The following is a 19700-nucleotide window of genomic DNA, read 5'->3' on the forward strand; positions in this document are numbered from 1 at the left end:
ATCATTGCACACAGTACTCCATGATGGTACAACCATCATGGAGTATCTATTTTCAAACACCCTATTATTTTTTCTATCCACTTCACATAAAATTTATTTTTCATTCATCAATATATTTTTTAATCGTGTAATTTACTTAAAAAATCAGTAAATGTATCTGCAATGTAAAATACATTTTCTCTTGCGATTTTCTCTGCTTCTTCTGCCGTAATCCCTTCACTTTCCATCAGCGCTTCCTTTTCCCATGCATCTTCATGTTCCCAAAAAACAACAATTGGATTTTCTTCATGATTTTTATAATCAAAGCAAATTAAATTTCCTGCTGGATCAATTCCAAAAGGAATTACATCTCTAGGTAAGGTAGCACGGTAGTTATTATAATCTCTTACAATATAATCACTACTCTCCTCATCAAAAGAAAGTAATGCACCAAAAACTCTTTCTATTCCTTCAACATCAAAACAATATGGTATTACATTAGCCCCATGATTTACCTTTGCACACTCGATATAATCTTTTGGAAACTCAACTCCCAGTGATTGACCTATTTTCTCCACAAATTCTTCCGTAACCGAATCATCCGCATACTTCCATTCTAAATTCTTCATCTAATTCCGCCTCCCCATAATCTATTTCCACCTAAATGATTCACACTATGAACTTCTTTTATTACTAATTGCATTTTCCCCGGTATTTGATGATGATGCCATATTAATCCATCTATTCTAGGCAAACCATCATTTATTTGAGCTAACTGCTTTTTAGTGAATAATTCTTTTGAGATTTCGCCTTTCTCAATTGCTTCTTTTACCAATTTAGTACATTCCCTAAATTGATCTGTATCTTTCATAACATAGAAATCTTTCTCTAACTTTAAAGAAAACTTAACATCATCCCCTTTAAATATTGGGAATCCTAAAATATCAAAATCTACTCCTTTTTTCACATGTGTTCCTCCTGCTAAAGGCTTATTTAATATATTATTTTTCGTTTTAGTATTCAAATATGTTTCTGTTAGTTCTACAACTTCTTTAAACTCTTCAACACTATCATACCCAAATTCTTTGATGGTAGTATCATCTACTTGTTTTAAGAAATCTTCAACACTATCATATCCCTTAGGAACAATTGATCTATTAATCAAGTTTCCGTCTTTATCGTAATTATTTTTAATTACTTCGTCAATTTCAGATCTATGAACAGCGTTACCCGTACCCTTACTAGCAAGAGAAGCCTCTACACCCTTAATCTTATCATCTATAATCTTATTACTTTCTGTATGATGCTTATTCACCCAGCTTTGGAAATCTGTACCACCTTGTTTAGATATTAGTAAGCCATTTCCGTCAACTTCAAAACTTGCCGATTTGGCTGTCCTATCATCTATGCTTTTGGCTATTTTTTCGCCAAGTTGATACATCTTTCCATTTCCAGATTTCTCTATTTTAAGGCTCGCTAGTTTCAAACGGTCAAGCATAGTAGCTTTATTATCACGCAATGATTGTACCACATTTTTACCCAAATTTGGATTAAAACCAGGCATTCCTTCTTTGAATTTTAATAATTTCGCTAAATCAGCTAATTCATTCGTGCCTTTGAATGCTTTTACTCCTTTTCCTACTGCTCCAACAACTGGAATTGCGTCTAATCCGCCAAAAATGATGTTTGCTGTGCGTTCTTCTTGGCTCAATTTCCGGTGTGTTCCCCAGTCTTCTCCGTCGATACCGCTTTTTATTTGTACAGCGCCGTATACTACTGCGGCAGCGGCCCCGAGTGGCGGGCAAAGGATTGTTGTGATGATGATTCCTACGCCTATTCCTATGTCTCGTATCATTTCTAGTTTTTTCTGTTCATCTTCTATCGATTTGTATTCAAATCCTCGTGTGGATGGGACTACTTTCTTGTATTCTTCATAATTTAGTTTTGCATCTGGATTTTGTTTTTTTAGTTCTTTGTATTCCCCTCTCAGTACGTTATCAAATGCAGGTGAATCTTTAAAAATATCTTCTACTGTTATTTTATCTTTTTTCGTCTGTATTGTTTGTGGTATACTTCCGTACCCTGCGTGCGCATCTGGTAATACTGTCGTTGTTGTAGAGCCAATTCGGTTATTTGTTTCGAAACTGAGAATAGATGTATCTCTCATTTTTTGAGCGAATTTATCCATTTCTACTAAAAAAGGTTTATCTATATGTTCAGAGACTACTCGCCCTGCTTCTCCGCAATATTTTTGTAATGTCGAATAGCTATCAAGTAATTCTCCGATTTTTTGCGATTGATCTTTTGGGTTAAAATGTATACTACCATCCGAATCTGACTCTCGTATTCTTCCATCAATTCTTTTTAATAATTCATTTGCGTCCCGTAATTTCATGAGAGCATCTTTTGTAATTCGATTCATACCATCTCCCATGTCTTGCCATGGTTCAGGTCTATATTTCACATCCATTTTGTTTTCATCCCCCAGCCGTATGGTGATTTCTACAACTTACTTAATCTTTCACGTAATTGTTCGTCCTTTTCAAGCATTTCCACGCATACATTTCCTACAACTTTCGCCGATCTAGAATAGTGTTCAGCCAATTCAAGTGTTTTATGTAATATATCAGGATATTTTTCAATTACTCTCATCGCTTCACCTTTTTGATAAAAATCACAGCTTAGTAAACTCTCAATATTCGTTCCAATGACGTCTACATGGATTGTATATATGTTTTCTAACTTCATTACTATATCAAGTAGTTCTTGAAAATTAACTAATACTTCTTCTCCACCACTAGAACCACCATCTCCCATTGATACTTGCATTATTCAATACCTCCTAACGAGAATTGTCTCGGGTCAATTAATTTTTTATACGGCATTTTTAACACGTCATACAATTTCTTATTAACCGCATAGAGGCTCACCCAGTCATATCGATTACGATCTACATCTATTTGAACGAAATCTTCTCCTTCAGTGAAATATAAGAAACATTCCCATTTTCCTCCTCTATTACTCCGAGGCCTCGTATACGTTTCCATCGCTATAACGTCTTTATTTGATAAATCTTTTTCCTCAAATGTTTGTTGTTCTGTTTCTGTCATTCTCTTTGAGAAAAATGTATCTTCTATTTCCCTCGGTTCTCTCAACAAGAAAGGGATGCGTGTTAATAATGAAAAATATACGTCTGGCTTTGGTATGTAGTCGATCTCGTATTTTTTATTTGGCTCTACTTCTGTTAATACAGCCACTCGATCTTTATCATGTTTCAAAAAACCAATTAATACATTATTAATTCTCGTGTATTCATGACAATTTTCATATTCCTTTAATAGCTCAATAATTTGAAAAGCTGCAGGGGTAATTCCATTTTCGCTTGTAAGTAAGCCTTTTTCTTTTAAACTCGTAGTTGCTTTTGTGACACATTCTTCATCAAGTAAAATAATTACGTCACGGTTTGGCAATCCAAATATATCCGTAACCCCAGCTGCACCTGCGAGAACATATAATTCAGCAGGTGCAAAATTCATTTCTTTTCCCATTCTTTTATCCCTCATTTATCCATCACAACTGTTTTATCGTCCTTACTTCCGGTCTATCTCCGTACGTCTGAATACTTTTATCTAACTCTTTCAAAGCTTTCGTATGTCCTTCAAATGCCTCTACCATTTCTGAGTTATATTGAATGATTAAATCTAGATAACTTAAAAAGGCATCTCTCGTTTTTCCATTCCAGTTCGCACATGTAACGTATGCTTTTAAGTTTTTCGCTTCGTTTAAAGAATCCTTCATACCATTTTCAATATTTTGCGCGTAAGAAATGGCACTTGCAGTGTTACTTCCTATAATTTCAACCTCTTTACCACTCATGTGGGTTCCCCCATTCTTTATATGTTTAATGGATAAGATTTTCAATTTCCTTTTTCTTTTCTTCAAAAGCCTTGGTCGCTGCATTGTATGCGGACGCTTTCTCCGCTTCTGCTTTCGCTTTATATTCCAAATACTTTGCATAAGCTGTACCTATCGCAGATCCAACATCGCTTAATGCACTCTTAAAATAGGATAGTACTGTATTTAATTCTTCATCCTTTTCATGACGTTTTTGTTCAAATTCAACTGCCGGAATTTTATTAGCTTCTAAGCCATTACTTTTACTCTCATAATCTCTCCTCGCTGATTCAGCATCTTGAATGAATCGTTTTAACTCTCTTTCTTGATTTTTTAAATAATCATGTAATTTATCATACTGATCTCGTTTCCTCGCGCTTTCTGTAAAACCCGATGCATTTAAAAAAACAGTGTACAATTCCTCTAACATCTTTCTCCCCCTTTATTACAATAACTATGTAGTTAAATTCGTATATTTAAACATGAATATTCATTACATTGAGAATTTATAAATAATTATTTTTGCATATTGCTATTCTATCAAAGGGGTTTTAACATTTCCATATTTTATAAAAAGGTTTCGCATTTTTCTTCAATTAAATAGCAATGAATATTTATTATCTAAAAATTATAGTTTTATATAGATTATTGGAATTTTATCCACATTAAGTGAATTAATTACAAATAATCATCATTTACATGTTATAATTACGATGTGTACATTTAGCTGTATTAGATGTATATGTGTAATACGTATATTTAATAAAGTTAAATTAAACTGGGGAGGCTTTCTCAAATGGGCAAGAAAACAAGCAAAGCTAAAAAAATTTTGGGATTCGTAATCACCACAGCACTAGCAACTACAATGATGGTAGGCACAGCAAACGCACAAACAACTACGAATAACTATAAAGTAGCTGGCAATGCGAACACTGTATTTACAGATGTACCAAAGGACCACTGGTCAAAAACTGCTATTGATTACTTAGCAGCAGCAGGGATTTATAAGGGATATGGAAATGGAAAATTTGGTTTTGGGGACAACATTACTAGAGGACAGGTTGCTTCTTTAGTCAATCGACATTTAGGTTTAATAGCAGATGATAAACAGGGAAATATGTTTAGTGATATTACAAATCATATGTTTGAAAAGGATATCAAAGCCATTGCGCAAGCTGGAATTATGACAGGTGATGGAACAGGTGCATTTCGTCCAGATGACGCATTAAATCGGTATGAGATGGCAGTAGTATTGCAAAAGGCATTTCAATTAAACTCAAAAGGACAAGAGAACTTTAAAGATGTACCAAAAGGTCATTGGGCCTATGAATCTGTAAATACGCTACGTAGTAACCGGATATCCCAAGGTGACGAGTCTGGTAATTTTAATGGCAACATGCTTGTGAAACGTGAGCAGTATGCACAATTTTTCTATAATGCAATAGCAAAGAACAGATCTTATAATTTCAACATCAATACAAAAGAAGAACTGAAACAAATGTTAGCAACAGCTTTACAGGATGGGACGTTTGGTCCATTTAAATTAGATGTACTGGGTAAAGATATATCTGAGGTAAAAAAAGAATTTGGAGTGCCTGATGTTTGGAAGCAAGCACCATGTACAGAATGTGATGCACCTACTACAGCGGTATATGGAGATTATAATATTGATATGTACCCTTCGGACGCTAGATATATATGGGTAAAAATGGATATCACTATCGATGAATTAAAAGAGTGGTTTGGTGAGCCAGATGGAATTGGAGAGGATATGACTAGTGAAGGCTTTATATATAATCGAGGAAGCTATTCTCTTTATTTCAGCTTCTCTGATGGTTATATTCAACGCGCTGAAATATCTAAAAGTGAACATCATTAATACGTTACAAGCAATATAAAATATATAAAGCATAAAAAAATCCTTCAAGAACGTGCCTTTTCTTGAGGGATTTTATTTTGTTTCTATCTATTTAACATAATACAAAGCTGTAAAACTACTACTGATTAAAGTTCCACTTTATTTTTCTTAGTGCTCCGCATTCCATTCACTTAAATACGTTGCATATTCTAGTTCATCTGGATCATCATATAACATAGAAATAAACTCTAATTTATTTCCATCACAATCTAGAAAATATACGCTTGCAGCTGGCATCCACCTTTGGACAATTGGTTCTCGATTTCCTTTCCCTTGACTCCCTACTACCTCTATTCCACGCTTCTCTAACCATAATTTTGAAGCATTTAAAAACTCTAAATCTACACGAAAAGCGAAGTGTTTCGTCTCAAATTCTTCATTTATATGTACTTCCCATAATCCGAGCATTTGTTTTTTATTTTCTCCTACCCAAAAGAACGCAACTCGTCTTTTCGATAGTCTTTTTGCTAATGCTAAACCTAACTTATTTTGATAGAAATCTATTGCCTTTTCTAAATTTCTGACATGTAAATGAGTTTCATATATGCTTTGTATCATTATATATTTCTCCCTCCTTTCTAATTTTTTAAAAATATGTTTTGTTTTTATCATACAAATTAATATATTTTTAAACATCCTACTTTTGTATAATTGTTCTTTCCTTCAAATGTATAGGTATCCAGCTCTATAACTGATGTCCCAATCCTAAAATTCAATACATTAATCATCCTTAAATTTACATTTTCATGTAGTTAGTTTCTCTCTATACTACCTTCACTAACAAAGATCTCTAGCTAAGCCTTTCATTGTTCAGTAAAAAAACAAGCCATCCAACTCAAATGAATTGGATGGCTATTTGTTATGAGATTACTTCAATTTCCCCTCAAAAACAATTTTTCTACCGCATGGTTCAACTTCTGTTTTGCCGTTTTTCTTCACTTCATGAAAGATTGGTTCTTCCATGCGACGAGACGGTGCATATCCTTCTTGTTCCATACGCGCTAAGCAGTCTGTAATTGTTTCGTTTTCGAGTACTTCAAATTTCTTTTTATTAGGTTGTTTTGTCATGCCCTAACCTACTTTCTATTTTTCTTGATGCGAATTGATTCTTCATGTAGACCATATATACCATTGCGAGAATTCCCATTATAATCATAACCGCAATAAAAAAGCTTGTATACTGTATTTTTTCTATAAATACGCCTCCTAATACAGGTCCCATAATACTTCCTATACTAAAGGCGATTCCGGATAATATATTACCCGCTGGTAGTAAGTGTCTCGGTAATAAATCTGTCATAAATCCAAGCCCTAGTGAGAAGCACGAGCCAATGACCATACCTGCTATAAGCATACATGCAAAGACGATCCAGTAATATTGATCAAATACTGCTGCAAGTAGGAAAATGCCCGTACTTACACTGAACGTCCACGTTAAAATACGGTCTCTTCCGTATTTATCACTTAATATACCGAGCGGGATTTGTGTAATAATACCTCCAACTGCGAATGCTGGTAATAAGAAGGAAACTTCCGATACAGACCATCCTTTACGAAGCGCGTATACTGGTAAGTTACTATTTAACATCGCTTCAAGTACGCCGTATGCGAGCGGACCAATTAGCGCAATCCAAGCTAATCCAACGACTTGTTTATAACGAGAAAAGGATGATTCACTTTCAGTTTTTGCCTCATCTTGTGCTGGAAATGCATTTTTCGTTGGTAGTAGTAAAAGCCATCCTATTAAGCAAAGTATAGTAGATACGATAAATGGTGTTGCAAGACCGTACTGAACAGTGCTTGCTAAATACGGGCCAACTGCGAAACCAATTCCGAAGAATACACCGTATATCGATACTTGTCTACCTATTTTACTCGGGTCTGATGTTGTCGTAATCCATGTTTGTGTTCCGACATGAAGCATATGATCTCCGACTCCAACTAGAAATCTAAGAACGAACCATACCCAAAATGAAAAAGTTTGTGTAAAAAAGAATAATGAAATAATAACGAGAAACCCACCAATAACGATAATTGGCTTCATTCCAAACTTTTGCATCGGTTTTTCAAGAAACGGTGAAATAACTAATATCCCAATATATAATGCCGTCGCATGAATACCGTTAATACTTGAACTAACCCCTTCTTGTTCAAAAATCATTGCAATGGCAGGTAAAAGCATCCCTTGTGACAAACCTGAGATTGCTACAATTCCAACCATAATCCAAAAAGTAAAACGCATCGACATCCCTTTCCCTCTCCTTCTCACGCTTTCCACTTTTCATTATAAACTGTTTCTTCAAATGCGTGTACGAATATTCATAATAAAAAAGAAGCTAAAAGAATGAACCTTTTAGCTTCTTACCCTTCCCATACTTGCGCTTTCACATTGTAATGAAAATGCTTAAAATATGGATTTTCATAAAATGAAGGCCCAAATAAAATCTGATGTGTATGGACCATTGATTGCTGCACTTGCAAAGGAACTACAGCTGGTGAAACTTGCATATACATCGGATTTATAATCATTTTTATATATTGATGATCATTATATGGAGAATGATATATTAAAAATGGATTATGCATTGACCCTCTCCCCTTATACATACAAATGCTATAGTATATGCAAGTTTTATATTTCGGGAATTATTTATTGTCTAACCAATCCTCAACATGTTTTATAAATACATCTAAACAATCTATAAACGGTGAGTGTCCGCAATCTTCTAATATCTTCAACTCTGCATTTGGCAAATGTTTTGCTAATTCCTCACCGACTACTTGCGGTACGACGTAATCTCTGTCACCTTGTATGACGAGTGTTGGAACTTTAATATGATGAATTTGCTTATTTCCCTCTACAACCCCGTTATGTTCATCCGAAATATTAAATGTAATGAGCGCATAATTCACATCTACGAAATTACGTTGCGTTAACATATCATCTAAATACTTTTCATAACGATCCGGTTCAGGTTGATTATGTGTATATATTAATAGATTCCATACTGTACGGTAATATAATTTATTCATATTTTTTATCGCATCTAGCACTGGAGCAATTTGTACGGGATCTTGCGCGATTTCTTCTTTCGTCTTTACTAAACTTGATACGATCGGTTGCCCGTTAATATCTTTTTTAAAAATTGGATATCCCTTCATTCCCACTGATTCTACTAAAATCAACTTTTCGACAAATGTTGGATGATTCGCTGTAAATTGCATCGCAACACCACCGCCCATTGACCAGCCCATTAATGAAAATTTTTCTAGTTTTAATTGATCGATAAATAGTTTTACATCTCTTGCAAAGTCTTGTAAAGAATCTATCGATTGATTATATGTTGATTGGCCAAATCCTCTTAAATCAAGAGCGTAAATATGGTATTGATCTTGCAACTTTTCAATAACTAAATCCCAGTGTTGTGACGATGTCATGTTCCCGTGAATGAGTACAAGAATTTCTGTATTTTGCCTTCCAACTTCCTGATACGCAATCGTTTCTCCGTTCGATAGTGAAACAAACTCCATTGTTGCAGGCTTAATCATCACAAGTTCCCCCATTCTTTTAATAGAAAGAAAATTCTTTACTTAATTAAAGAATACCATGTAGAATGTACGTTCTCAATACAAAATCTATACGAAATTTCCACATAAAACAACATGTCTATTACTAGACAAGTAAAATAAAAAGGTATATAGTTAGCTAGGTAACTAATTTGAAAGGATCAAAATACATGGACGAAAAACAACATTTTTTCCACATTGTCAGTCAAACTTCTCGTAAGTTTACGAAGAAATTTAATGAACGTGTATCTCCAACAGGATTATTTAGTGCGCAATGGGCTGTTATTTTCCGCATTAATCAAACTGGATCTTGTACCCAAACAGAATTATGTCAGTATTTAAATGTTGAATCACCAACGATGACTCGTACGTTAACACGTATGGAAACGATGGGCTGGATTATTCGTACTGAAGGAAAAGATCGCCGTGAAAAGTTGATTTCATTATCTGATACTGCACTAAAAATGATTCCACTATGGCAAGAAGAAGTTGATTCCTTTGAAGAAAAGACGCTAGAAGGTATTAAAGAAGAAGACTTACATGAAGCTTTTCAATTGTTACAACAAATTATCAAAAATTTAGATCATTAATATGGAGGGATGACGATGCAAAGTGAAAAACTTTGGACGAAGGATTTCCTCGGAACTTGTTTTAGTAGTCTGTTTCTCTTTTTAACATTTTACATGCTTATGACTACTCTGCCTGTCTATGTTATAGACAGCCTAAAAGGAAAACCTGAGGAAATTGGTTTAGTTGCAACTGTTTTTCTTATTTCATCTGTTTTATGTAGACCATTCACAGGAAAATGGCTCGATGATTTAGGAAGAAAGAAAATATTATTTATTTCACTTTCACTATTTTTAGCCGCTACTGTTATGTATTTCGGTACGCAAAGTTTATTTTTATTACTTGCCCTTCGCTTCTTACATGGTATTGGATTCGGAATGGCAACAACAGCAACTGGAACAATTGTAACTGATGTAGCACCAGCTCATAGACGCGGCGAAGCACTTGCTTATTACGGCGTATTTATGAGTCTACCGATGGTAATTGGTCCTTTTTTAGGTTTAACAATTATTTCTCATTTTTCATTTACTGTACTATTTATCGTTTGTTCAGTATTTTCATTACTCGCATTTTTATTAGGATTACTAGTCAATATTCCGCATGAAGCACCAGTAAACAAACAAAAACGAGAAAAAATGAAATGGAAAGACTTAATTGAACCATCTTCTATTCCAATCGCTCTAACAGGATTTGTTTTAGCCTTTTCTTATAGTGGCATTTTATCCTTTATTCCTATTTATGCGAAAGAACTCGGTTTAAGCGAAATTGCAAGTTACTTCTTTATTTTATACGCACTTGTTGTGGTCATTTCTCGTCCATTTACAGGGAAAATATTTGATCGTTTCGGTGAAAATGTACTTATTTATCCCGCTATTATTATTTTCACAATTGGGATGTTCATTTTAAGCCAAGCGCAAACTTCATTTTGGTTCCTTGGCGCAGGTATGTTAATCGGTTTAGGATACGGAACATTAATTCCAAGTTTCCAAACGATTGCAATTTCTGCCGCTCCAAACCATCGACGTGGTTCTGCGACAGCTACTTACTACTCGTTCTTTGATAGTGGCATTGGCTTCGGTTCTTTCATTTTAGGTATAGTCGCTGCCAAATCAAGTTATCATAATATGTATTTTATCGCAGCTATTATCGTTGCGTTCACTTTACTTCTATATTATGGATTACACGGACGAAAACAAAAATTCAAGAAACAAAGTACAGACGGACAAATATCTGCTTAACGTTCATAAGGAAAGTAAACTTACCCGTTTACTTTCCTTATTTTGTATTTATTTTAAGACGAGCGTATACTTATAATAGAAACTAAAGGAGGTACCTATATGAATGTAAAGAAATCTCCCCTGCTATTACTGTTACTAGTATTACTATTCGTAGTTACAGGGCTTGGGTTTACTTTTTTTAAAAATAATAAAACGCCCCCCACTAAAGCAAATGTCACAAAAGAAAACTGGTTGGACGATCCTTACTTACGCTGGTCGTATACACATATGAAAGAATTCACTTTAATAAATGAAGTAAAAAACATCCCTGACCAAGTTGCTCCCTTCCCTACCGCGTTACAAAACTTAGACGATTTTGCTGTGGAGCGTAGATTTGGAAATACGACTCCTCTAAAAAAACTTTTAGACGAAAACAAAACAGATGCTTTTGTCGTTGTACATAATGGTCAACTTGTTTATGAACGATATTTCAATGGATATAACGAGAGTGAACCTCATGGAATGGCATCATTAGCAAAGGTGTTTACTGGTGCAATCATACAATCTCTCGCTGAAGAAAATCTTATTGATGTAGAGAAAACAGCTGACACTTACATAAAAGAATTAAAAAATACACCGTTTGGAAAATCAACACTTCAGCAATTAATGGACATGCAAGTTTCCGCTGAATACCCTACTCACGGATATATGCAGCTAGGACTAGAAAATCAAGATGCACAACTATATTTAGCTAGTAATATTTTACCCCGAGGTAAAAATTACGAGGGGCCTATGAAAATTTATGATATGTTACTAGAAGCAGAAGAAACTGCACCACCTGGTTCAGCTTTTTCTTACAATAACGGATCAACTGAAACACTCGCTTGGATTATCCGAACGATTACAGGGAAATCGTTAGCTGAAAATGTAAGCGAACGAATTTGGTCTCAAATTGGTATGGAAGAAAACGCGTATTACGTTACAGATGAAACAAAAGTAGAACAAGCAAGCGCTGGTTTAAATGCAACTGCTAGAGATATGGCGAGGTTCGGACAATTACTATTAAATAATGGTCAATATGACGGAAAACAAATCGTCCCTTCTTCTATTACAGAAAGTGTGAAAAATGTACAAGAAGGTGAGCTCGCAATTGGTCGTGGTGCTTCCATTTCTTATCATAATCAATGGTGGATTCCGCACAATGAACAAGGTGCTTTCGAAGTGTTAGGCAGTTACGGACAAACCCTTTACATCGACCCGAAAGCAAGTATGGTAATCGTCCACTTCTCTTCTAACGCTGCGCCTAGTAATGAAATCCATTCGGTTTATTCCGATATGTATATTGATATTGCACATCATTTGGAGAAGCTTCCACAGTAGTGGAGGCTTTTTTTATTTACCCAAATCCTATTCCAGTTAGTACTTGATTAGTAGGAGTTGCCGAAAGAATTACTATTTAAGCCACGCCTAAACCCCATTTATATTGATAATATTTTAGTAATTTGAAAACACTAGTGCTTAGGAAAGGAGGGATTACGAATGTCTGTGAAAAAGCTATTAACTGGATTAATCATTTCACTTGCGATGATTGTAGTTATGACTACTTTAGGTTCGCTCCGTGTATTTGCCGAATCCGACGTTGTGAGACAGCCTATTGAGGTTGAATTGAATGATGATTACTTTAATCCGAGTATCATCACTGTTCCGGTTGGGAAAACGACGACGTTGCTATTGAAAAACAAAGGAAATAGAGAACATACCTTCACAGTGAAAAAACTCGGAATTGACGCCGAAGTCCCGTCAGGAAAAGAAATAACAATTACCGTAAAACCTGAAACTCCCGGTACATATGAACTAATATGTCGGTTCCACTACTTGAAAGGAATGGATGGAAAAGTAATAGTCCAATAACGAGCGGTACCGGTCGATCCTTACTTTTTTTATAAAGTGAAACTTAAATTCGCGGGGGTGTCCCTCCCCCGCAGATTATGAGCTCTCACTAATCAGTTTTTTACTGGTAGCATAAAATCGTTACGCTGTCGTAGCGTACGAAATTTGTGTTTTGTTGGTGCTACCCCATGCCCATCAAGCTAATCAAATAAATTACTAGATACGAAATGATTCTTGTTTTAAAACTAGCAAGTGATAAAAAAGTAGGCATGCTAAAGAAGCCTATTAAAACGCGATTTTTTCGCTAGGCAGCTTGTCTATCCTTCACTGTCGTTTTATACACAATCCCTAGAATATCAAAGACGGTCATCTTCTTATACCGATGACATTTACGGCCGTTCTTTTTGAGCAGTTGATAAAGGCGATGCAGAATTTTTAAAAGTTCTTCTGTGCCAACGGATATCGCTTGAAACAGTAATGGAAAGTAATCTTTAATCATATAAATCGCTTTATATTCACTCAGCTCCTGCTTTTTCTTTTCAAACAGAAACTGACGCATTTGAAACATCGTAGAAGAACAGAGGAGAATGCCAATGAGTTGTCCATATAAATGGCACTCTAGGCGTTCTCTTTTTATATTTTGACATTCATCAATTTCAAAGAATGATTTCCACGTTTTAAACAAAATTTCAATCTGCCAACGAAGTGAATATAGTGAATGCACGTAGTTCGTCGGTACTTCTTCTAGTGACGTATTCGTAATATATACATTCATGCCCATTAAACGTTTACTTTTATCCTTCATGACAATGCCTTTCTTCTTTTCACGTATCGCTTGGTTTTTCAGACGTGTTTGTGTTTGATCATCGGTTAAACGATGGATAATGACACGTGCTGGAAGTTTCTGATTTTGGCCAATGTATGCCTCGGGGATTTCCATCGTTTCACCAGGGATTAGACCAGACAGCATTTGTGTCATATCAAGCTGGATGTATTCTGTTTGCTTTTTTAACGTACCATTGTTGAAGTATTCTGGTTCAGGGTTCTTGATATAAATGCGTGTATTCAACTTCAACCGCGAGATATAGTAAGCCTCTTTATCATGAATGGCTTGTAAGTCTCCTAAATCGAAGTAACCAAGATCACGTAAACACAAATCGCCTGCTTTTACGGTTCTAAGACAGATGGTACCATATGTTTTATCATTATTTTTTCCTGGTCCAAGCTGCACGTTAAGGAATTGACCATTAAGTAAATCGTATTCCAATTGGATTTTCACGCCTGCCTTATTACTACTCCCACCTGAACCTTGATAGTCAGTGGCGAATTGATCAGGCAGTTGAAACACTGTTGCATCTAGAATACGGATACGATTGAAAGTAGAGATTATATGTGCAGAAAGTGAGTGATTTGAACAGAGTTTTTGTGTGAGAAGAGAAGTAAAAACTTCTCGAAGAAATGCGACAGCTGCTGGATTAAAGCGTTGATTCAGTCCTTCTGGACTTATGAGTGTAGCTGTATTTGCATAAAGCTGACTACATAATTGAGTGAGAGAATCACTTGCTACATGTTGACTAATCCAAATACATAAAGCAGCCAAATCGCGTGCGCCATACTTACTTTTACGTTTTACAAACCCTGTTTCCTGTGCGAGTTGTTGAAGAACATATGGAGATAGATATCGCTGTAGTTCTTCGGCGAACAAATGAAACCCATTTTGAATCGATAGATTCATAAAAAAACGCCATCCTTTCTGTATATTTCTACAAAAAGAATAACGTTTTCTGTGAATTATGGATATAAATTTATCTTAGATTGATAGTGATATATAGTGACCCCAACTACTTTAAAAATATTACTGTACATCTAAATTTAGCACAAAGATTTATTCTCTAATCCCCAGCTAAACCAGCGTGCATGACCGTCCGTTTCTCCGACCGTTTCATTGTATTCTTTACCATTAATAAAATAATCAAGATGAAGATCTCTATCCCACATGTTATTGTAAAGGTGGAAAACATCTCGTTTCGCACCAATTTCTTTAATCTGCTTTACTAGTTTATGCTTTTCACTCTCTGGTATTTGATTCGCTACATGTGTATGGAAAACACAAATCACTGAATCCTCTGGAATTTGTTCTTCAATTTCAGAAAGAAGAGATACCCCATCGCCTTCTATAAGTTTCACTGATTGTTCTTTTAAATAAGTTGCTGCATGATCGAACATTTCAAGCCTTTCTTTATGCTCCGGCCAAATGAGCGAGCGTAACCATAAATAATCTTCCTCATCATTCAAATCATTTATATGTAAATCTAGTCCAATTCTTTCTGTGACAGGAGGGCTTTGTTGTAAAAGAAATGGTTGATTTTCACCTTTTATTTCCGATTTTAATTGAGCCTTAGAATTTATGTTACCATACACTTTCTCTGTCCCATACGAATAACAATATTGATCCCAAAATAATTGTAAACCAGCGCTTGTTCCGATTTCAATTAATGCTAAAGGTTTATTAACTTTATTAAACATATAGCAAAAACTCGGATATAAATATGTACATCTTCTTACTTCGTTTGTCTGTACTAACTTCGTTTTTAAAATAGCAATAATTTCTTCTCTATGAAGCTGGCAAAAATCTTTAAAATGGTGAAATGCCTGGTCTAAATCTTTTTCTGGAGTTGAAACGAGGCTACCGTAGTATTGTTTTAATACATGACTGTTGCCTTTCAATAATAAATAGTGAACGGCACCAAATAATAAATTTGGAATAGGCTGACCAATTTGTGCATGTGACACTAATGCAAGAATTTCCTCATCTTCTGCAATTCTTAATGATAAATTTTCATATAAATCGCTCGACCCTTTACATTCTTTTTCTGAAAAGTTTCTAAATAAGTTGGAGATTTGTTCTGGTGTAAGCATTTATAATCCTCCTGACAATAATATTAATATTCAGAATAATTTTAACATAAAACAATTCAAATATGGTATAAATATCCTTTTTGATTCTATATAACACTACAAATGAATTTTATAAAACTATCTCTACTTCAGTAGGTTCTTTCAAAACTTTTTTGTTTGAAGTAGTAAAGAAAGACCTGTTTCAATGTCGTTTTATCACAAGGAATACTCTCAATACTATGTCTAACTACATTTTATGAATGTAAGGGGAGCGATTCACATAGGTACACACATAAAACCTATAGTATTTATCGCCACATCACCATTAACTCCATCAACTTAAGAAACGGATACTTCCCAAAACAAAAAAATAAGCAGTTTTTTGTCAAAAATGTACGAAAATTTCGTCCTGGGGGTATTCGCTTTTGTTAACTTGATGGGCATGTGGTGCTACCCCATGGCTATCAACCTAAGATCATACAACGTCAATTATAGTAGAGGTTGTTTCTTTTTTCTAAAGGCTACGTGTAGGGAATTTAAAGATTTGCATACGAAATAAACCCTAACGGGTTTCATTTTTTTGAATTAAGCCGCTTGATTATCAGACATGGCACAATTGTAAACAACACCTAATATATCAAAGACTGTTTTCTTCTCATATCGATGAGATTTTCGCCCGTTTTGCTGTAGGAGATTGAACAGGCGAAGTAACACCTTTGATAACTCTTGGGTGTCTTTCTGTATCGCTTGGAAAAGAAAAAGAAAGTAATCTTTAATCATATATATGGCCTTATATTCACTCAGTTCTCGTTTCTTTTTCATAAGAAGTAATTGCCGCATTTGAAACATGGTAGAAGAACAAATTAGAATGGCAATCAGTTGCCCATACAAATGGCATTCCAATCTTTCTCGTTTTATCCTTTTACAATGATGGATATGAAAGAATGACTTCCACGTTTTAAATAAAATTTCGATTTGCCAACGTAAAGAATACCAATCATGTACTTGTCCCATCGGGACAATATCTGTAGGGGTGTTTGTCATATATACATTGATACCACTGAGTCTTTTACTACGAGGAGAATACTTCATTCCTTTCTTTTTTTCTCTTACAGTTTGATCTTGTAATCGTTTTTGTTGTTGTTCTTTTGTTAGTCGATGAACAATCACACGAGTTGGGACTTTATCAGCCATTCCTACATAAGCATTGGAAATTTCACATGTTTGTCCTGGTTGAAGGGAGTTCATTAAAACCTCCATATCTATCTGGATATATTCTGTACCTTTCTTGATTCTGCCATCTTGAAAATAATCAGGATTAGGATTTTTTTGATAAATACGTGTATTCGATTTGATACGTGAGATATAATAAGCCTTTTTCTCTTGTATATGTTGAAGATCTTTCAAATGAAAATAACCTAAATCTCGGATACATAAATCATTTGCTGTTACAGTTGGGACACACAGGGAACCGTAGGTTCGATCATGTTGTTTACCTGGACCTGTATGAATATGAAGGAACTGTCCACTTAATAAATCATACTCAAGTTGAATCTTTACTCCCGCTGTATGGCTGCATCCACCTGCACCTGGATAAACGAACGAAAAGGGATCTGGAAGTTGAAATGCAGTTGAATCTAAAATACGAACACGTTTGAAAATAGAAGTATATGGAGAAGAAATCGGCATAGATAAAGTCAATTTTTGGTTTAGTAGTTCAGCTAATAGGTGTTGTAAAAGTTGGACGGCCGCCTTATTAAACCGTTGATTCAGTCCCTCAGGACTGATGAGTACTTCTGTTGATGTTTCTAAACAGCTAGATAACTGAGTTAAAGAAGTCATAGCTACATTTTGGCTCACCCATACACATAAAGCGACTAAATCTTTTGCTTGGTACTTACTGGCTCGTTGTACAAAACCAACATCTCTAGCAAGATCCCGTAAGGTATTTGGAGATAAAAAACTTTGAATCTCTTGAGCAAATAGTTGTAATTCATCAGATACAGAAATAGACATACAAAAACGCCATCCTTTCCTATGATTCTACAGAAAGAATAGCGTTTTTTTCATGATATAGATACAAAATCGTCTTAATTTGATAGTGATATGTGGCGACACCTAACAACTAAATCCTTAAGAGATTACCCACTTTCAATTATCGGAAAAGTTAGTTAATTTATGGTATAATTACGTGAATCGAAGTTTTAATTAATTAGGAACATTTATGTTCAAAGATAATAAATAAAAGGATGATAATATGTACCACTATATTACGGATATATAACCTGTCATACGCCCACCACCTTTAAAATTGGATGATTTAGAAATAAACCAATTTAAAGGAGCGAGAAATGATGAACAAGAATATATTGACGTTACTTTTCGTACGGATTGTTGCAAATTTTTCAGACAGCCTATATTACATGGCAACCATATGGTTTATTAAGGAAATTATGGGTTCCAACACCTGGATTGGGATCGCTAGCTTTATTACGATGTTACCTGTCGCTTTGCAAATCTTATATGGCCCCATTATTGATAGATATTCCAAAAAGAAATTACTTATAATTTCTATGGGGATACAAGCTACTATTTTTTCTATATTGGTGTTTTTGTATAACTTAAATCAGTTGCAACCAGCTCTGTTGCTCGCATTCATATTTGTGGCAACTATGGCAGCACATCTCAGTTACCCGACGGAAAGTGCATTAGTCCCTTTCTTAGTGAACAAGCAACAGCTAGGGAAAGTGAATTCTATTTTTGCATTCACATATAGTAGCCTCGATATTATTTGTAATGCGGTGTCTGGTATTATTATTGCCTCAATTGGAATAGGAATGGTATATTTTTTAAACTCTCTAACATATGTTATATTGTTTTTTTGTATATGGTTTATATTAAAGCTGCCAAGAGTGGTAGAAAAAGAAGCGTTAGAAAATAAGGAAATTACCTATAAGGAAGAATTTCTACAAGGGATCCGTTATTTTTGGGAACTTGGAGAATTACGCATTTTTATTTTAGCGTTTACAGGAATCAACATGTTGATGTGTATTCCAATGGGCTTAATTCCTGTGTTAGCAAACACAGGGCAGGAATATGGCCTTTGGATGACAGCCATATCTGTTGGAACATTATCTGGAAGTTTGGTGTCAGGGAAACTGGTCAATTATAGTTTGAAACATATTTTTGTTACTGTCGCTTTTATCGGTGGGAGTACTTGGTTTGCTTCATATTGGCTATTATCCGTTTCTCTTATTACAACACTTATTTTATTTTCTTTGTCATGGTTTATGATTGGAATAATGGGCGTGCAATTTCAGACCTTGTTGCAAAGTAGAATTGAGAGTGAATACTTGGGAAGAGCCTTAACAGCCGTTTATGCTATTCAAGGTTCAATGGCACCTGTAGGCTATCTACTAGGTGGAGTTTTATCGGATTATATTCAACCATCTCATTTATATTTAGTTGGTTCTGTTACCCTGCTGTTAGCAGGAGGGTATTTTACACAGAGTCCATTTTTATACAATGCTCAAAAAGAGAAGCTATCAGAAAAACAAACGTTTTAAACCTTTACTTTTATATACTTCTAACACCTGACGCATAACAGAAAAACGAAAGAAGCTCCAATAATTTGGGGCTTCTTTCATTTTTATAAGGATAACCATCTTAATTTCATTGATGTGATGCATTAGTCATCAACTTAAATTTGCTACTATCTATAATCATGAGGGTAAGTTTTTTGTACAAAAATCTCATTCTGGGGGTAGTTG

General features: G+C 34.9%; 20 protein-coding genes. 6 read left to right on the plus strand and 14 right to left on the minus strand.

Features of this window, described 5'->3' with window-relative positions; all coding sequences use genetic code 11:
* Window positions 1-119 precede the first annotated feature (119 nt).
* Genes MHH59_RS16185 through MHH59_RS16210 form a run of 6 tightly spaced genes read right to left on the minus strand, consistent with a single transcriptional unit; the run spans window position 120 to window position 4303 of the window.
* Window positions 120-608 (minus strand): SMI1/KNR4 family protein, encoded by a 489-nt coding sequence (locus MHH59_RS16185; protein WP_033706965.1) that lies wholly within the window; start codon window positions 606-608, stop codon window positions 120-122.
* Window positions 605-2449 carry an HNH endonuclease gene (locus MHH59_RS16190; protein WP_340851802.1) on the minus strand — a complete coding sequence of 615 codons (1845 nt, stop codon included), beginning with the start codon at window positions 2447-2449 and terminating at the stop codon, window positions 605-607. The genes MHH59_RS16185 and MHH59_RS16190 overlap by 4 nt, the downstream gene beginning before the upstream one ends.
* 32 nt (window positions 2450-2481) lie before the next feature.
* A complete protein-coding gene (locus MHH59_RS16195; RefSeq protein WP_002013799.1) occupies window positions 2482-2808 on the minus strand; it encodes a hypothetical protein in 327 nt (108 codons plus the stop codon).
* Complete coding sequence (locus MHH59_RS16200) at window positions 2808-3527, minus strand: DUF5081 family protein (RefSeq protein WP_002013800.1); 720 nt, start codon at window positions 3525-3527, stop codon at window positions 2808-2810. Before MHH59_RS16200 ends, MHH59_RS16195 begins: the two co-directional genes overlap by 1 nt.
* A 22-nt stretch (window positions 3528-3549) precedes the next feature.
* Window positions 3550-3855, minus strand: coding sequence for a WXG100 family type VII secretion target (locus tag MHH59_RS16205; RefSeq protein WP_002013801.1), 306 nt, complete (start codon window positions 3853-3855; stop codon window positions 3550-3552).
* Between the two features lie 25 nt (window positions 3856-3880).
* Complete coding sequence (locus MHH59_RS16210) at window positions 3881-4303, minus strand: hypothetical protein (protein WP_002013802.1); 423 nt, start codon at window positions 4301-4303, stop codon at window positions 3881-3883.
* 366 nt (window positions 4304-4669) lie between these two features.
* Between MHH59_RS16210 and MHH59_RS16215 the strand changes: the two genes are divergently transcribed.
* Window positions 4670-5752 (plus strand): S-layer homology domain-containing protein, encoded by a 1083-nt coding sequence (locus MHH59_RS16215; protein ID WP_033730817.1) that lies wholly within the window; start codon window positions 4670-4672, stop codon window positions 5750-5752.
* 147 nt (window positions 5753-5899) lie between these two features.
* Here the strand turns inward: MHH59_RS16215 and MHH59_RS16220 are convergent, their stop codons facing one another.
* From MHH59_RS16220 to phaZ, 5 genes are all read right to left on the minus strand, one after another.
* Window positions 5900-6349 (minus strand): VOC family protein, encoded by a 450-nt coding sequence (locus MHH59_RS16220; protein ID WP_002185408.1) that lies wholly within the window; start codon window positions 6347-6349, stop codon window positions 5900-5902.
* A gap of 309 nt (window positions 6350-6658) precedes the next feature.
* Window positions 6659-6859, minus strand: coding sequence for an NETI motif-containing protein (locus tag MHH59_RS16225; RefSeq protein ID WP_000166305.1), 201 nt, complete (start codon window positions 6857-6859; stop codon window positions 6659-6661).
* Window positions 6843-8039 (minus strand): MFS transporter, encoded by a 1197-nt coding sequence (locus MHH59_RS16230; RefSeq protein WP_002128162.1) that lies wholly within the window; start codon window positions 8037-8039, stop codon window positions 6843-6845. The genes MHH59_RS16225 and MHH59_RS16230 overlap by 17 nt, the downstream gene beginning before the upstream one ends.
* Window positions 8040-8152: 113 nt before the next feature.
* Complete coding sequence (locus MHH59_RS16235) at window positions 8153-8377, minus strand: hypothetical protein (protein WP_078178941.1); 225 nt, start codon at window positions 8375-8377, stop codon at window positions 8153-8155.
* Between the two features lie 60 nt (window positions 8378-8437).
* Window positions 8438-9355, minus strand: coding sequence for an intracellular short-chain-length polyhydroxyalkanoate depolymerase (phaZ, locus tag MHH59_RS16240; RefSeq protein WP_340851808.1), 918 nt, complete (start codon window positions 9353-9355; stop codon window positions 8438-8440).
* A gap of 173 nt (window positions 9356-9528) precedes the next feature.
* On the opposite strand from phaZ, the gene MHH59_RS16245 reads away from it, so the two are divergent.
* The 4 genes from MHH59_RS16245 to MHH59_RS16260 all read left to right on the plus strand — a co-directional run bounded on the left by MHH59_RS16245 (window position 9529) and on the right by MHH59_RS16260 (window position 13053).
* Window positions 9529-9948 (plus strand): MarR family winged helix-turn-helix transcriptional regulator, encoded by a 420-nt coding sequence (locus tag MHH59_RS16245; RefSeq protein WP_002128165.1) that lies wholly within the window; start codon window positions 9529-9531, stop codon window positions 9946-9948.
* Window positions 9949-9963: 15 nt separating this feature from the next.
* Window positions 9964-11163 carry an MFS transporter gene (locus tag MHH59_RS16250; RefSeq protein WP_002128166.1) on the plus strand — a complete coding sequence of 400 codons (1200 nt, stop codon included), beginning with the start codon at window positions 9964-9966 and terminating at the stop codon, window positions 11161-11163.
* A 99-nt stretch (window positions 11164-11262) separates the two neighbouring features.
* The gene (locus tag MHH59_RS16255) at window positions 11263-12522 is read left to right on the plus strand and encodes a serine hydrolase domain-containing protein (RefSeq protein WP_340851811.1); all 1260 of its coding nucleotides are present in this window, start codon (window positions 11263-11265) and stop codon (window positions 12520-12522) included.
* Between the two features lie 159 nt (window positions 12523-12681).
* Window positions 12682-13053 (plus strand): cupredoxin domain-containing protein, encoded by a 372-nt coding sequence (locus tag MHH59_RS16260; RefSeq protein ID WP_002084529.1) that lies wholly within the window; start codon window positions 12682-12684, stop codon window positions 13051-13053.
* Window positions 13054-13336: 283 nt separating this feature from the next.
* Here MHH59_RS16260 and MHH59_RS16265 read toward each other — a convergent pair whose 3' ends face one another.
* The 3 genes from MHH59_RS16265 to MHH59_RS16275 all read right to left on the minus strand — a co-directional run bounded on the left by MHH59_RS16265 (window position 13337) and on the right by MHH59_RS16275 (window position 17946).
* Window positions 13337-14767, minus strand: coding sequence for an IS4 family transposase (locus tag MHH59_RS16265; protein ID WP_084065842.1), 1431 nt, complete (start codon window positions 14765-14767; stop codon window positions 13337-13339).
* A gap of 137 nt (window positions 14768-14904) precedes the next feature.
* Window positions 14905-15951, minus strand: a complete 1047-nt coding sequence (locus MHH59_RS16270) for a DUF2332 domain-containing protein (RefSeq protein ID WP_016136153.1) — start codon at window positions 15949-15951, stop codon at window positions 14905-14907.
* Between the two features lie 564 nt (window positions 15952-16515).
* A complete protein-coding gene (locus tag MHH59_RS16275) occupies window positions 16516-17946 on the minus strand; it encodes an IS4 family transposase (RefSeq protein ID WP_078178945.1) in 1431 nt (476 codons plus the stop codon).
* Between the two features lie 338 nt (window positions 17947-18284).
* On the opposite strand from MHH59_RS16275, the gene MHH59_RS16280 reads away from it, so the two are divergent.
* Entirely contained in the window at window positions 18285-19496 is a 1212-nt protein-coding gene (locus MHH59_RS16280; protein ID WP_158080634.1) for an MFS transporter, read from the plus strand.
* Window positions 19497-19700 lie beyond the last annotated feature (204 nt).

The organism is Bacillus sp. FSL E2-0195 (assembly GCF_038003645.1).
GTDB lineage: Bacteria > Bacillota > Bacilli > Bacillales > Bacillaceae_G > Bacillus_A > Bacillus_A mycoides.

What these genes read in the sequence shown, in the direction of transcription:
- MHH59_RS16185 (WP_033706965.1), bottom strand. Translation starts at nt 608, where the DNA reads ATGAAGAATTTAGAATGGAAGTATGCGGATGATTCGGTTACGGAAGAA.
- MHH59_RS16190 (WP_340851802.1), bottom strand. Translation starts at nt 2,449, where the DNA reads ATGGATGTGAAATATAGACCTGAACCATGGCAAGACATGGGAGATGGT.
- MHH59_RS16195 (WP_002013799.1), bottom strand. Translation starts at nt 2,808, where the DNA reads ATGCAAGTATCAATGGGAGATGGTGGTTCTAGTGGTGGAGAAGAAGTA.
- MHH59_RS16200 (WP_002013800.1), bottom strand. Translation starts at nt 3,527, where the DNA reads ATGGGAAAAGAAATGAATTTTGCACCTGCTGAATTATATGTTCTCGCA.
- MHH59_RS16205 (WP_002013801.1), bottom strand. Translation starts at nt 3,855, where the DNA reads ATGAGTGGTAAAGAGGTTGAAATTATAGGAAGTAACACTGCAAGTGCC.
- MHH59_RS16210 (WP_002013802.1), bottom strand. Translation starts at nt 4,303, where the DNA reads ATGTTAGAGGAATTGTACACTGTTTTTTTAAATGCATCGGGTTTTACA.
- MHH59_RS16215 (WP_033730817.1), top strand. Translation starts at nt 4,670, where the DNA reads ATGGGCAAGAAAACAAGCAAAGCTAAAAAAATTTTGGGATTCGTAATC.
- MHH59_RS16220 (WP_002185408.1), bottom strand. Translation starts at nt 6,349, where the DNA reads ATGATACAAAGCATATATGAAACTCATTTACATGTCAGAAATTTAGAA.
- MHH59_RS16225 (WP_000166305.1), bottom strand. Translation starts at nt 6,859, where the DNA reads ATGACAAAACAACCTAATAAAAAGAAATTTGAAGTACTCGAAAACGAA.
- MHH59_RS16230 (WP_002128162.1), bottom strand. Translation starts at nt 8,039, where the DNA reads ATGTCGATGCGTTTTACTTTTTGGATTATGGTTGGAATTGTAGCAATC.
- MHH59_RS16235 (WP_078178941.1), bottom strand. Translation starts at nt 8,377, where the DNA reads ATGCATAATCCATTTTTAATATATCATTCTCCATATAATGATCATCAA.
- phaZ (WP_340851808.1), bottom strand. Translation starts at nt 9,355, where the DNA reads ATGGGGGAACTTGTGATGATTAAGCCTGCAACAATGGAGTTTGTTTCA.
- MHH59_RS16245 (WP_002128165.1), top strand. Translation starts at nt 9,529, where the DNA reads ATGGACGAAAAACAACATTTTTTCCACATTGTCAGTCAAACTTCTCGT.
- MHH59_RS16250 (WP_002128166.1), top strand. Translation starts at nt 9,964, where the DNA reads ATGCAAAGTGAAAAACTTTGGACGAAGGATTTCCTCGGAACTTGTTTT.
- MHH59_RS16255 (WP_340851811.1), top strand. Translation starts at nt 11,263, where the DNA reads ATGAATGTAAAGAAATCTCCCCTGCTATTACTGTTACTAGTATTACTA.
- MHH59_RS16260 (WP_002084529.1), top strand. Translation starts at nt 12,682, where the DNA reads ATGTCTGTGAAAAAGCTATTAACTGGATTAATCATTTCACTTGCGATG.
- MHH59_RS16265 (WP_084065842.1), bottom strand. Translation starts at nt 14,767, where the DNA reads ATGAATCTATCGATTCAAAATGGGTTTCATTTGTTCGCCGAAGAACTA.
- MHH59_RS16270 (WP_016136153.1), bottom strand. Translation starts at nt 15,951, where the DNA reads ATGCTTACACCAGAACAAATCTCCAACTTATTTAGAAACTTTTCAGAA.
- MHH59_RS16275 (WP_078178945.1), bottom strand. Translation starts at nt 17,946, where the DNA reads ATGTCTATTTCTGTATCTGATGAATTACAACTATTTGCTCAAGAGATT.
- MHH59_RS16280 (WP_158080634.1), top strand. Translation starts at nt 18,285, where the DNA reads ATGAACAAGAATATATTGACGTTACTTTTCGTACGGATTGTTGCAAAT.